Raw genomic sequence first — 14554 nt, forward strand, 5'->3', positions numbered from 1 at the left:
GTCAAAAGAGGGGTGATTTACTGCACTTTAAAGCAATTACTAACTAGTTGTAACAAGCCTAATTTATTGAAAAAAAGCTGAGATATTTGTAAAAAATTGTAACAATTCATACCAATTCAAATGGTAATTACTTTTTAAAGAAAATGCTAAAAGTCATTATGCTTATCGTAGACTTAGTCGCTATTAATGAGCCAGATAATCTTCCCAAATCTGGTCAAACTGCCCCAAATTAAAGGAAAAACTAGCTTGATCTTCCAAGTAACGACTAACTTCTTCGAAGTCATCAGTATGCTTCGGGAAGGTTGAATCTTCAAAAGCCAAGTCAGCCAAGATTGCTACTGGTTCATTGGATTTCGGATTACGCTGGGCCATCAACCAAGTATAAAAGGATTTTCTCATGCCTTCTCCTAACCGATTAATTCTGTTCCAAACTGGTCTTGTTTGACTTTTTTAGCCTTCATCAGACCACCTAAAGCTTTCTTAAATTGTCCCTTAGAAATACCGAAGGTTGCCTTGATATCTGCTGGTGATGACTTGTCATTAAGCGTCATAAAGCCACCATTGCTCTCTAAATAAGTCAAAATCATCTGAGCATCATTTTCAAGCATTTCAAAAGAACGTGGTTTAAGAGAAAGATTGAGGGTACGGTCAACTTCTCTGAACCCAATCACACGCGCTTCAAGGACCTGACCTAAGCGTGGCTCAGCATAACGTTCTGAGGGATGGATGAAACCAAGCATGTTATTCTCTGGTAGATAAACAAAGGTTCCTGAGAGTTTGAGACGGTAGGCAATGGCTGGCCATTTTTGGTTTTGCATATTATCGTAAGCGGGACCAGCCATACGTTGAAAGACCTCAGGTTCAGCAGGAAGCCCCCAAATACGGTCTTTTTTATCCACATCGAGTTTGATATAGAGCTTGTCACCTTTCTTAGGCCAAAGCTCTTTGAGTTCCGGTAAAACATCAAGAGAGACAACAATCTCCTTATCTGGAATTCCCACATCTACAAAGACACCCAAATCCTTACGAACTTCAGTGACCTCTCCCCAATCGTAAGAATCACGAGTTGCTTTGATTTCCTTTTGAGTCAGACGTGATTTTTGCTTGCTATCTGTATAGGCGAAACCTGTCACCATGTCACCAATGGCGTGTTCCCCTTCTTCTTTAGACAAGGCAAAGGTCACACCGTCCTTTTGAACAAAATAAAATTTGTCATTTTCATCTGTTACTAGGGCAGTAATAATTGTTCCAAGTAATGTATTCATCTTTTTCCTCTAAAAAGAGAGTCGGACAAGGAAGCTAACATAGTCCATGCTCTTTTGCTTCTGTCCCACTCTCCTTATTTTTCTATTGATTAAACAGTAAGGAGTTCTTTTTCCTTTTCTGCTGTCATGCTGTCAATCTTCTTAACAGCGTCATCAGTTGCTTTTTGGATATCTTTTTCCAAAGCTTTCAATTGATCTTCTGTGATTTCTTTGTCTTTTTCTTGCTTCTTAGCTTCATCCATTGCATCACGGCGGATGTTACGGATAGCGATTTTAGCATTTTCACCGACTTTTTTCACTTCTTTAGCTAACTCTTTACGTGTTTCTTCTGTAAGTGCTGGGATAACCAAGCGCACAACAGAACCATCGTTAGCTGGGTTAATACCAAGATCAGATTCGTTGATTGCACGTTCGATATCAGCAATTGAACCTTTATCAAATGGTGAAATCAAAAGAACACGTGCTTCAGGAACAGTGATTGAAGCCAATTGGTTAAGTGGTGTTGGAGCACCATAGTATTCTACAGTGATACGGTCAAGAAGTGATGCATTGGCACGGCCTGCACGGATAGATCCAAATTCACGGGCCAATGACTCGTGTGAGTGGGTGAAACGTTCTTTTGCTTTTTCAATAATTGCGTTTGTCATAAATTCTCTCTTTCTTATTTGTGTGATTCTGCTTTGTTAGATACAGTTGTTCCAATTTGTTCACCAAAGATAACACGTTTGATGTTTCCTGGTTCATTCATATTGAAGACAACAAGGTCAATGTCATTATCCATTGAAAGGGTAGAAGCTGTGGCATCCATAATTTTCAAGCCACGTTTAATAACTTCCACGTGTGTCAATTCGTCAAACTTAACGGCATCAGCGTTTTTACGAGGGTCGTCATTGTAGACACCATCAACACCGTTTTTAGCCATAAGAATAGCATCAGCTTCGATTTCAGCTGCACGGAGAGCCGCTGTTGTATCTGTTGAGAAGTATGGTGAACCAATACCTGCTGCAAAGATAACAATACGACCTTTTTCAAGGTGACGAAGGGCACGACCACGAATATAAGGCTCTGCCACAGATTTCATATCAATCGCTGTTTGAACACGTGTATCAACACCGAGTTGTTTCAAACTATCTGCCATAACAAGGGCATTCATAGTTGTTCCAAGCATTCCAGTGTAGTCTGCTTGAACACGATCCATTCCTGCTTCAGCTGCAGGTTCACCACGCCAAAGGTTACCACCACCGATAACTAGAGCAATTTGAATACCTGAATCCGCTACCTCAGCAATTTCCTTAGCCATAGCCTGGACAGTTGGAAGATCAATCCCAACACCTCGTTCACCAGCTAGAGCTTCACCTGAAAGCTTAATGAGGACACGTTTGTATTTTGGTTCTGCCATGATTTCTCCCTATTAACTATTTTGTTTTATGATTTGATTCTTAGCTGAGATTTATCTTTCCTAAGTCGTCAATTACCAGCCCTTTAAGGTGGTTAAAGGGCTCATTCGAGCATCTCCTTTTTATGATTAGGATAAGAAAATGGTTTCTTTTTTTGCAAAGGAAACACTAAATCTTCATCCTTACTATTTTATCATAAATTAGGGTTTTCACCTAGTCAAATATTTAAAAAAATATCCTTACAAGATGACCGTAAAAGTGATGGTGTCATTTTTATAAGAGGCAAAGATACGACCTTTAAATAATTTGACCATGCTTTGAGCCATAGAGAGGCCAATACCAAAACCTTTATGTTCCTTGTTATTATGGGATTCTTCAATACGATAAAAACGCTCAAAAAACTTACTATAGTCAACAGCCTTACCATCTTTATAGGTGTTCGATACTTCTAGACGAGCCCGTTTTCGTGTCCTTCCAATCTGATGGAGCCTTACGGTTACTGTCCCTTCTGGATCACAATACTTGTTAGCATTATCCACAAGGAGGGTTACAAGTTCAAAGAGAGACTTCTCCTCTGCTTTCACATGAATATCCGGTGTGATGTCCATAACGAAAGATTTACCATCTCGGACAACAGGCCCCTTAAAGTCCTCTGCTGCATCCTCAGTAATATAGGAAAAATCTACATCTTGAAGAACAATATCCGGCTGCTCCTCCAGACGAGATAGGGCTACAAGAGAATTGATTAGAGTGGTCAAACGTGCCACCTGGTCGTTCGTCGACTTGGTCCATTCGTTCTCTCCAGTCATGAGTTCTTGTAACTCCGTATTGGCAGAAATAATGGCCAATGGTGTCTTTAATTCATGACTAGCATTGGTAATAAAACGTCGCTGCTTTTCGTAGTTTCGAATGAAGGGACGAATGACAATTCCTGATAAGGCACTGACAATGATGACAAAAAAGATAAAGCCAAACATTGATAAAAGGATAGAAAGACTTAACAAGGCTTGGGAAGAATTATAATAAGAGGTCGTGTCTAGAAAGACCACAAGGATCTTATTTTTGCTGACTTTACTAACCTGATAACTGAGATTGATATTTTTTTCTCTAATGGTTCCAAGAGTGCTCGTCATTCGGCTAGCTGCACGGGCATAAGTAGCGGCCTCTTCATCATTTATCAAGGAAGTATGACTGGTATCCTGACTGACCACTTCATCACCAGACAAGCTCACGCTGAAAAAACGAAAACTATCTGATGGAATTTCACGCCCTTGATTGATCTCAATTTTTTTAGTTTTTCCAAAACTACCATTATTTTCTGTGAGTGTATTGAGAACCTTACTAATTTCCTGCTCCGTCTGAAAGGACCTCACAGTATTGATGATTCCCACCGTAAAGACCAAGATAAAGAGGATAGCCAGGGAAGCAATCGTAATAAATTGAAGTCGTAAACGTCTAAACATGAGCTACTCCTCTCTAATTGGCGAGAAGGCAAAAGTCGCCGCCTTTTTCACCAAGAATGCTGATGTCAGCCTGGATGGCTTGCAATTTCTGACGCAGATAGGAAATATAGACCCAGACAATCGACTCGTCCACATCTTCCTCATCCTCCCAAATGGTCTTAAAAAGGTGCTCAGTCGTTAATTTCTTGGCAGGATTAAGCATAAAGTGGGCCATTAACTTGGTCTCTCTGCTTGAAAGTCGAATGGCGTTCCCAGCTACCAACTCCTGCTCCTCTTGGTCCAAACGAACAGAACCAAGAGTCAAAATTTTGGCAGTGAAGCTCTCACTCACACGACGCTCTAATGAGCGCAAACGCGCCAAAAGTTCCTTAAGGGAAATAGGCTTGGTCAAGTAATCGTCTGCCCCAGCATCAAGCCCGGTCACACGATCATCAATTTCAGCCATAGCTGTCAACATAATGACATGCGTCCTGTCCCCAGAGGAGCGAATCTCTTTCAGGGCCTCGATACCTGTTTTAATGGGCATCATAATATCCATGATCATCACTTGATAGGCATTTTGTGCAGCTAAATCAACAGCCTCTTGACCGTTAAAGGCCTGATCCACCTCATAACCTTGATGCTCTAGGGCTGCCTTATAAACTCGAGAAAGAGCCTCTTCATCCTCAGCTAGTAGAATTTTCAAAGCCATTCTAGTCCCCTCCTTCTTGAATTAAGTTACGGATGGTCTGCATGGTCAAATCACATGAAGCTAATTCATCCGCACAGCGCTTAAGCTCACGGGTAATCATTTCTGGATTCTTGATGTCGTGCTTGTACTTCATCTGATGCTCCAAACTGGCCCACGAATCCTGAGCGATGGTCCGAAGCTGAACCTCAACAAAATAGGTTCCTCTCTCATTTCCTAGCACATCTGGAAACTCGGTTTCGATTTCCAAAATGAGGTGGTAAGAACGATAGCCATTGGGCTTAGCATTTAAAATATAATCTTTCTCGTTATAGATAGAAACGCCAGGGATAGCCTTGATGACATCGATAGTTTTATAAATATCATCAACAAAGCCACAAACGATTCGAATTCCAATACTGTCACGAATTTCCTTGAGAGCAGATTGGCTGGTTTCAGGCAAATTTTTCCTAAGACACTTTTCACGCATAGAATCGCTTTCTTTGATTCGTGAAATAAAATGTTCATAGAGTTTAAAGCCTGTTTCTTTTTTGCTAGTAATATTAGCCGCAATAATCGGGTCTGTTATTTCTTGTAAAATCTTGGGGAGATACTGAGCATATTCCCCATAAATACTTGGAGTTGACATATAAACCTCCTCTAATAGCGTTTCCTAATTATAGCATAGTTAGACTTAAAAATAAGGAATGAGCCAGACAAGAAGGACTCTAAAGCTAAGAAAAAAATCCAGCCGAAGCCAGATTCATTTTGCTTATCTAAGTTAAATAGCACAAGGCTATGCATCAAGTGATTTGACAAAAGGCCAGTTGCCTAGTTTGTGTGTTTCGTAGGTCAAAACCTTATAACCACATTGTTTGTAGCCATTTTTTTCATAGAAAGGTACATTGTAATCACGATTGGTAATCAAGCCAAGGCTGTGACCTCCTGTACTACGTACAAAAGGTTCAACCCCTTCAAGCAAAAAGAGACTTCCTATCCCTTTTCTTTGATAATATGGAGTCACCGCCAACATCATCAGGTACCAGTCGTATTCTGCAGAATCTTCCAGATGTCTTTCGGACTCTTCAACAAAGTTAAAATACTTGAACAACTTAGTGATGCTTATAAAACTGAAAAGCTTGGTCGCCCCATTTTGAAGATAATTAAGCATAGAAATCGTCTGATGCTGTAAAATAGCTGCCGCAACAATGCGACCGTCCTTTTCAGCCACCAAACATGAGTCCTGTTTAATCGCCAAACGCACCAACACTTCCTGCAAGGCTAAGACAAATTCCTTATATTGTTCAGGATTCTTTAAATTACTGGCAATCATTGAAAGATAGGGGTAATCTTCAAAGGCATCTGCACATACTTGTGCAACTTCCTGAACTTCGTCTAGTCTTGCTTTGCGATATTGCATCATAATCTCCTAATCTGTCTGTTTTTTTCAGTATAACACAAAACGCATGACTGACAGTCATACGTGCTATAGATTTTTGTAAAATCTTATAATTTTATAAGAAAAGTTTAGGCAACTTCTTCTGTAAATTGACTATTATAAAGATCAGCATAGAAACCATCTGCTGCCATGAGCTCATCATGATTGCCCTGTTCAATAATGTTACCATCTTTCATCACAAGGATAAGGTCAGCATTTCGAATGGTTGATAAGCGGTGAGCAATGACAAAGGAAGTCCGACCTTCCATAAGCTTGTCCATGGCTTTTTGAATCAATTCTTCTGTTCGGGTGTCAACTGATGATGTCGCTTCATCCAAGATAAGAAGAGGGGCGTCCTTAAGAAGCGCACGCGCAATGGTCAAGAGCTGTTTCTGACCAACTGATAAGGTCACAGAATCATCCAAATAAGTATCATACCCCTTTGGAAGTGTGGTGATGAAGTGGTGAACACCGACAGCCTTAGCTGCAGCAATAACTTGCTCATCAGAAATATTCTCTTGGTTGTAAATCAAATTATCACGAATAGTACCTTCAAAGAGCCAAGTGTCTTGAAGCACCATAGAGAATTGATCATGAACAGTTTCACGTTTCATGTCGTTAGTATCCACACCGTCAATGGTGATACGACCTTGGTCGATGTTATAGAACTTCATAAGCAGGTTAACAATAGTCGTCTTACCAGCACCCGTTGGACCAACAATCGCAATCTTTTGACCTGGTTTAGCAAGAGCTGAAAAGTCATGAATAATAGTCTTTTCAGGAGTATAACCAAAGGAAACATGGTCAAAGACTACTTGACCTTTAGTATCTGTCAACTCAGCTGTCTTAGCTGACTCGTTGTCCATATCTTTTTCTTCCAAAAATTCAAAGATACGGCCAATGGCTGCAGTGGCTGATTGGAGTTGTGTAATCCCTTGGGCAATTTGAGAAAGAGGTTGGGAGAAGATACGAACATAGGTCATGAAGGCTACCACATCACCAATCGTCAAGCTACCATCAATAACTTTGATGGCACCCACAAGACAGACCATAACATAACCAAAGTTCCCAATGAAAATCATAAGTGGCATCATAATACCTGAGATAAACTGTGATTGCCACATCGATTTATAGAGTTTATCATTAAGTCCCTTGAAAGCTTGACTGCTCTCTTGAGCAGCATTGTAACTCGTTACGACTGCTTGACCTGTGTAGATTTCTTCAATATAACCATTAATATTAGCCAAATTTTCTTGTTGGCGTTTGAAAAGGGGTTGTGAGAAGCCCATGATGAAGGCTACTAGAACAAACCCTATCAAGACTGAACCAATCGCAGTGAAAGCCATAGTGACATTTGAGTAGAACATCATAATAATGGCTGCCACCAAGAGAACACTTGAAGTAATCAAGGTACCTAACCCTTGGCTAAGCGATTGTCCCAAAAGGTCAACGTCATTGGTCACACGAGAGAGGGTATCCCCTTGAGAGTGACTATCGAAATAATTAAGAGGGACACTGTTGATTTTCTTTTGGATAGCTGTACGGAAACGTTGTGAAAAGCGTTGTGTAACTGTCGCAACCGTAAAGCTTTGTAGGTAACCCACAATGGCTGAAATGGCATAGAGAACAGCCAAGGTCATAGCAATACTTGCTACCTTGTCCAAATCAATGCCTGGAATCGTTCCCATTTTAGTAGGTGTAATCCCTTCAGTAATAGTATTGGTAATTTCTTTAAGCTTATCTGGTCCAATAACTGTAATGACCGCTGAAATAATTGCTCCAAAAATCGCAAGGACAAACGGAATTTGGAAACCTTTAATATAGGGTTTTAAGCGTTTATAGGATGATGTTTTTGGCTTATTTTCCATTTTCTAACTCCTCCTTAGACAATTGTGAATAGGCAATTTCTTGGTAAACCTCATTATTTGCCAAGAGTTCCTTGTGAGTTCCTTGACCAACGACCTTACCTTGATCAAGTACCAAGATTTGGTCCGCATCCATAATAGTAGAAATACGTTGGGCAACAATCAACTTGGTCATATCTTGTGTTTTTTCAGCCAATTCTTGACGTAACTTACGATCGGTCTTATAGTCCAAGGCTGAGAAGGAATCATCGAAAATCAAGATTTCAGGCTTACGTGCCAAAGCACGCGCAATAGCCAAACGTTGCTTCTGTCCACCTGAGAAGTTAGACCCAGCTTGGGCAACTTCTGCTTTAAGTTGACCTTCTTTATTTTCAACAAAGTCTTTTCCTTGAGCCAATTCAAGGGCTTCCCAAATCTTAGCATCATCAAGAGGACTGTTATTGCTCGTTCCCATCGTCATATTTGACGTGATATCACCTGAGAAAAGCACAGCCTTCTGTGGAATATAACCGACTATATTGTGCAAGGTTTCATGGTCATAATGTCGCACATCGACACCGTCAACCTTGATCGTTCCTTGCGTGGCATCATAAAAACGTGGGATAAGGTTGACAAGCGTTGATTTACCAGATCCAGTCGAACCAATAAATGCCACCGTGTCACCTTTTTTAGCTTTGAAGCTAACATGCTCCAAAACAGGCTCTGAAGTTTCAGAATAACGGAAGGAAACATCATCAAATTCGACAGCGCCCACTTCTTTAGGTTTTTCAGAACTATTTTCAGGGTAAGAGACTGAAGATTGGGTATCTAGAACTTCATTGATACGACCAGCTGCTACAACTGCACGTGGAAGAAGGAAGAAAACAACAATCATCATCATGAATCCCATAACAACCTGCATGGCATAAGATGAATAAACCACCATGTCTGAAAAGAGATGGACCTTATTTTCCATGGCACCAGCAATCTTAGTTGGATCTGTTGGAATCTTAACATCTTCAATCAAATGCGCACCAATCCAATAAATAGCTAGTGTCAAACCACTTGATACAGCAGTCATCACCGGTGTCAGTAAGGCAAAAGAACGACCGATAAAGAGATTGTTTTGGGTCAAATCAGTATTGGCCTTTTCAAATTTATCCTCTTGATAACTTTCGGCGTTATAGGCACGCACCACACGAATTCCTGTAAGAGATTCACGCGTTACGCTATTCAGTTTATCGGTCAGAGTTTGAATCAAGCGTTGCTTAGGCATAACCATAATCAAGAGGAAAAGCATGAGAATGGCAATCACTGCCACAGCGACAAGCAAGGCAAGGAGCCAATTTCCATTTTTATCGGCAATCTTTGTAATCGCCCAAATGGCCATGATAGGCCCCTGTGTAATAACCTGTAACCCCATGGTAAGTACCATCTGCAATTGGGTAATATCATTTGTCGTACGGGTCAAAAGACTAGGAATTGAGAATTTCTTGATCTCTGCATCCGAAAAATCTAGAACCTGATGGAAGATATCATCACGAATACGGGTGGTAAAACTTGCCGCTGTTCTGGCAGCTAAGAAACCAACCACTACAGAGGCCATAAACCCTGCAAATGACATTAAAAGCATTCGCATCCCTGGGGCATCCGTATTCCAGGCAAAAATATCCGACGCTTTAGTTCCCTTAGTTGATAAGAGTGTCGTAATATCAGACATATAGTCTGGAATTTTCAAGTTTAGATAGACGTTCAAGCAAACAAAAATCACCGCTAAGACAATCATGATTAACTCTTTTGTCGTCAAACGTTTAAAAATTTTAAACATAAGTTACTCCTTATTTTTTTCTAAATTCATACGAATTTGGTGAAAGACACGAAAGGCTGTTTCAGCATCTTCTTTAGAAATACCTTCTAACAGCTGTTCATGGATGGCCTCTCGAAAATGTTTGACATCTCGAGCTTTCTTTTTACCTAAGTCTGTCAGATGAACATACTTGTAGCGTTTATCCTTGTCCGATGTCACCAACTCAACAAAACCATTTTTTTCCATTCGTTTGACCAAATTACTAGCCACTGATTTAGAAATACATAGTCTTTTTTCAATGTCCTTGATAAAAATTTCCTTATCTTGATTATCAGACAAATACTTGACGGCAAATCCTTGTGGGCCAGCTAAATGCTCAACCCCATGGACCTTTCCTAACTCTTGCACGCGAGATTCCATAGTATTGATGAATTCTCTGAATTCACTAAAAGTATCTTTTCCATGCATCACAAGTCCCTCCTTGAATAATTCTCATGGAAACTATTTTAGTTCTTATGAGAACTAATGTCAAGAAAAAAGTTCTTATGAGAACTAAAAAGAGTGAGAAAGAAAATTTCTTTCCACTCTCACTCCCATAACTATGATTATTAAGGCTTTGAACTCAAAAACCTAGCCCACTTGGGCTAGGCTATCTAAATAATAATCCCCTCCAAATGATCCAATTCATGTTGAATAATTTGGGCTGGCATGCCAGAAAAACTTAACTGTTTAGGCATCCATTGTTCATCTAAATAAGCAACCCCAATCGACTCATAACGTTTTGTTGGACGACTTCCCTCTAATGACAAACAAGACTCCTCTGTTTGAAAAGGTGAGGACTTGCTGACTAAAACTGGATTAAACATGACTAGATTAACAAAACCGATATTGACGATAATAACACGCTTTTTAACGCCAATCATATTGGCAGCCATACCCACACAGGCATCCTTATGAAACTCCAGTGTATCACGTAAATCTTTAGCCAAGTAGAGGTCTTCTTTAGTCGCTTCTGTCGATTTTTGTCCAAGGAAAAAGACATCCTTTACGATAGTTTTTATCATCTATTTACTCCCTTTTCTTATCTAAAATATGAAATCATATCTACTTTTTTTATCAAAGACGAAGATTTTCAATTTCATATTAATCACCTTGACCTATTATATCAAAAGGCCTACCCTCTAGTAAAACAGACAAAAAAAGAAACCCGCAGGCTTCTTTTTAGTCATCTTTCTTCACTCTATACAAATAACCAATAAACGCCAAAAGACTAATAGTTGAAACACCCATTGCCAATTTGGCAACTGGGGTATAGCTATAGGTCAAAACGACACCATGCTTACCTGGTGGTAGGACTAGATTAGTTGGATTCTTTTCCTTAGCTAAGTAAGTAGTTACTCGCTTTCCATCAATCCTCGCTTCTTGTCCTTTATAGTAGAAAACTGGTAGTGACAAGACTTTAGCTTCTTTTGACTCGTTGTTTACCTTAAGCATTAGTTCATTTGAGGTACGACTAATCGTTGACTTAATTTCCTGATTATCCAAGAACAGGTGTTTGTCAAAAACAAAGCCAAAGGGCACCTCTTTATTAGTATAATCACCATTTATATTTTTGTAAGTTCCCTTAGCTAGCATTTCTCTCGTGACTTTTGTATTGCTTGGCAATATATTCTTGGCTTTAGTCATCTTATCTTGGACAGTAACAATCTGAAACATATTCAGACAAAGACCCATCAAGACAAGCATCGTCACTGCCTTCATAGACATATTTTCCAAGATATTCGCCAAGGCTAAACTGAAGAAAAGCAAGGCAAAACTCCATAATCTCCAAGGAAATTGAAGGTTGGACACTGGACTCTCCTGTAATAACTGCCAAGGAAAACTATTCAAAGTTAAAAAAGCCAAAACAAGAGAAATAAAAAGGTAAATTCTAGCTTCCTTATCCTTCACAAAACGCTTAGCAAAGATTAGGCTTAGCACTAGACCCAGGAGATAGAGAAGATTTACTGATGGAGTCCTTAAATCACTTTTTAGAATCAACTCCCAGTTGTCTGCCAGACTTAAGGCAGTCTTGGATAGGAGCGGTTTAAAAGTCGTTCGTAGGGTGACATACTTGAATTGCTCTATCATAGGAACAAAGAAAGCTAGAGACATACTAAGAGTGACAAGAGTGGCCTTAAGAAATCCTAGAATACGTTCTTTTTTATTATCCCAAATCCCAAAACTAGCTACCACTGCTATGAAAATCATAAGAGAAGCCAAAAGGACAGACAAGACATGGGAATAGACTAAACCAAGCATGCCAAGAGTCAAAACCCACCATTTCTTATAATCTCCAAATGTTATCAAACGAACGCCAACGAAAACTAGGGGTAAAAAAATCATAGCCAGCGTTTCGCCAACGGCTGCCCGGTAATAAGAATTGTGCAAGAAATAACCCGAAAAAAGATAAAAGGTAGCAAATATCATCACCTGTTTATCAGAATAGTTCAATAAACGTAATCCGTAAAAACTAAGTAAACAGGTTACAAAGCGAACAAGAAATTGAAAACTCATCCAGGCTACAAAGACTGACTGAGTCAGCTTATAGATTATGAAAATAGGATAATAGGTTAACCAGGGATAAAAGGTATTGATTAATTGTCCGGTCCCTCCGTTAGTTGTAAAATTGATAGAACTCTTCCAGACAGTATCCAAGGATAACAGTCGGTTAATGTGAAAGACAATATCATCACCATAAAGCTTGTCCCTAAAAAAGAACATAGGCAGTATCGACACTATGCTGATCAAGAAACTTATTAGAATGACTGTCTGATTAGTATACTTCTTTTCTTTTGCCCCATAGGGATCCTTTCCAAGACTCACGATTATTCCTCTCGTATTCTAATTCATCAAAATCTACTCTAGAAAGAGATTTCTTACTAGCTCATTATACCAAAAAAGGACAAATCTCCTCTTCCTCCTAAGTCTGTCTAAACAAAAAAAGAAACCCGCAGGCTTCTTTTTTTATTTTATCGAGAGGCTATTGGTAATAGTCTATCAATTAAACGATACCTTGTGCTGACATAGCATCTGCAACTTTAAGGAATCCAGCGATGTTGGCACCTACAACAAGGTTACCTTCATGACCAAATTCTTTAGCAGCTGCTGCAGCATTTTCGTAGATACCTTTCATGATATCGTAGAGTTTAGCATCAACTTCTTCGAATGTCCATTGTGTACGTCCGCTGTTTTGTGCCATTTCAAGAGCTGATACAGCAACACCACCAGCGTTAGCAGCTTTGGCAGGACCAAATGATACACCAGCTTTAAGGAAGACATCAATAGCTCCCAAAGTTGAAGGCATGTTAGCACCTTCTGAAACAGCCAATACACCATTTGCTACAAGTGTTTCTGCATCTGTTTCATCCAATTCATTTTGAGTTGCACATGGGAATGCCAAGTCAGCTTTAACTGACCAAACTGTCTTTTCACCACCAGCAGGTGTGAAGGTTGCGTTTGGACGTGCTTCTGCATATTTAACGATACGTTCACGTTTAACTTCTTTGATTTCTTTCAACAAGTCAACGTCGATTCCGTCTGGATCATAAACAAAACCAGATGAGTCAGAACATGTTACCGCTTTAGCACCGAGGCTTTGCAATTTTTCGATAGCGTAGATGGCAACGTTACCAGCACCTGAAACAACTGCTGTTTTACCGTTAAAGTTTTCACCACGTGCATTAAGCATTTGTTCTGCAAAGTAAACAGCACCGTAACCAGTTGCTTCTGTACGAGCAAGTGATCCACCCCAGTTCAAACCTTTACCAGTAAGAACACCTGTGTACTCGTTACGAAGGCGTTTGTATTGGCCGTAGAGGTAACCAATTTCACGCCCACCAACACCGATATCACCTGCAGGTACGTCTGTATCTGCACCAATGTGTTTGCTCAATTCAGTCATGAAGCTTTGGCAGAAACGCATGATTTCGTTATCTGATTTACCTTTAGGATCAAAGTTTGATCCACCTTTACCACCACCGATTGGTTGACCAGTCAATGAGTTTTTAAAGATTTGTTCGAAACCAAGGAATTTGATGATTGATTGGTTTACTGATGGGTGGAAACGAAGACCACCTTTGTAAGGACCAATAGCTGATGAGAATTGTACACGGAAACCACGGTTTACTTGTACTTGTCCTTTATCGTCAACCCATGGCACACGGAATGAAACGATACGTTCTGGTTCAACCAAACGTTCCAAAAGGTTTTCTTCAATATATTTAGGATATTTATCGAAGACAGGAACAAGTGAATCGAAAACTTCTTCAACTGCTTGAAGGAACTCAGCCTCATGGCCATTTTGAGCTTTCACTTTTTCAAAAACGCTAGCAACGTACTCTTTACCTGTTGTCATATCAATGTTTCCTTTCAAATAATTACCTTAGTAATTTAATTACATGAATAGTATAAATTTTCAGAATCTTCTTGTCAAGTATTTTCTGCTATTTTTTTGATTTTTATGTTAGGTTTTATGACATAGCAAGTGACCTCTCTTTTTTAGGCTCATTCTAAAAAGCTATCAATTCAGCAATGTAAGCGGATTCTATTTTTCTAGTTTTTCTCCAAACTTTTTTAAACTTTTTTTGAACTTTAAGGCTAAAATGGGTTAAAAAATAATTTAGTAAATTTAC

General features: G+C 39.5%; 14 protein-coding genes. All 14 read right to left on the reverse strand.

All coding sequences use genetic code 11. The features are described 5' to 3' along the window. Nucleotides 1-183 precede the first annotated feature (183 nt). Entirely contained in the window at nt 184-399 is a 216-nt protein-coding gene (locus HMPREF2571_RS06155) for a YozE family protein (protein ID WP_002885591.1), read from the reverse strand. 8 nt (nt 400-407) lie between these two features. Further along, nucleotides 408-1265, reverse strand: a complete 858-nt coding sequence (gene cvfB, locus HMPREF2571_RS06160) for an RNA-binding virulence regulatory protein CvfB (protein WP_002886710.1) — start codon at nt 1263-1265, stop codon at nt 408-410. A gap of 89 nt (nt 1266-1354) precedes the next feature. Next, on the reverse strand, nt 1355-1912 hold the full coding sequence (gene frr, locus HMPREF2571_RS06165) for a ribosome recycling factor (protein WP_002886708.1): 558 nt from the start codon (nt 1910-1912) through the stop codon (nt 1355-1357). Between the two features lie 14 nt (nt 1913-1926). After that, nucleotides 1927-2664 carry a UMP kinase gene (gene pyrH, locus HMPREF2571_RS06170; RefSeq protein ID WP_002885551.1) on the reverse strand — a complete coding sequence of 246 codons (738 nt, stop codon included), beginning with the start codon at nt 2662-2664 and terminating at the stop codon, nt 1927-1929. A gap of 237 nt (nt 2665-2901) precedes the next feature. Next, entirely contained in the window at nt 2902-4125 is a 1224-nt protein-coding gene (locus HMPREF2571_RS06175; RefSeq protein WP_045769266.1) for a sensor histidine kinase, read from the reverse strand. A gap of 13 nt (nt 4126-4138) precedes the next feature. Beyond that, a complete protein-coding gene (locus HMPREF2571_RS06180; protein ID WP_038675394.1) occupies nt 4139-4816 on the reverse strand; it encodes a response regulator transcription factor in 678 nt (225 codons plus the stop codon). A gap of 1 nt (nt 4817) precedes the next feature. Then, the gene (locus tag HMPREF2571_RS06185; RefSeq protein ID WP_045769267.1) at nt 4818-5441 is read right to left on the reverse strand and encodes a GTP pyrophosphokinase; all 624 of its coding nucleotides are present in this window, start codon (nt 5439-5441) and stop codon (nt 4818-4820) included. Nucleotides 5442-5588: 147 nt separating this feature from the next. Further along, entirely contained in the window at nt 5589-6212 is a 624-nt protein-coding gene (locus HMPREF2571_RS06190; RefSeq protein ID WP_045769268.1) for a GNAT family N-acetyltransferase, read from the reverse strand. A 107-nt stretch (nt 6213-6319) separates the two neighbouring features. Then, nucleotides 6320-8098, reverse strand: a complete 1779-nt coding sequence (locus tag HMPREF2571_RS06195) for an ABC transporter ATP-binding protein (protein ID WP_045769269.1) — start codon at nt 8096-8098, stop codon at nt 6320-6322. Next, a complete protein-coding gene (locus HMPREF2571_RS06200) occupies nt 8088-9902 on the reverse strand; it encodes an ABC transporter ATP-binding protein (RefSeq protein WP_070847443.1) in 1815 nt (604 codons plus the stop codon). Before HMPREF2571_RS06200 ends, HMPREF2571_RS06195 begins: the two co-directional genes overlap by 11 nt. 3 nt (nt 9903-9905) lie before the next feature. After that, nucleotides 9906-10349, reverse strand: coding sequence for a MarR family winged helix-turn-helix transcriptional regulator (locus tag HMPREF2571_RS06205; protein ID WP_002885568.1), 444 nt, complete (start codon nt 10347-10349; stop codon nt 9906-9908). Nucleotides 10350-10534: 185 nt separating this feature from the next. Next, a complete protein-coding gene (locus HMPREF2571_RS06210; protein WP_013990127.1) occupies nt 10535-10945 on the reverse strand; it encodes a peptide deformylase in 411 nt (136 codons plus the stop codon). Nucleotides 10946-11102: 157 nt separating this feature from the next. Then, complete coding sequence (locus HMPREF2571_RS06215; protein WP_256315032.1) at nt 11103-12350, reverse strand: YfhO family protein; 1248 nt, start codon at nt 12348-12350, stop codon at nt 11103-11105. Nucleotides 12351-12924: 574 nt separating this feature from the next. Further along, nucleotides 12925-14277, reverse strand: coding sequence for an NADP-specific glutamate dehydrogenase (gene gdhA, locus HMPREF2571_RS06220; RefSeq protein ID WP_002885547.1), 1353 nt, complete (start codon nt 14275-14277; stop codon nt 12925-12927). Between the last annotated feature and the right edge of the window lie 277 nt (nt 14278-14554).

This window comes from Streptococcus sp. HMSC068F04, from assembly GCF_001837455.1.
GTDB lineage: Bacteria > Bacillota > Bacilli > Lactobacillales > Streptococcaceae > Streptococcus > Streptococcus salivarius_D.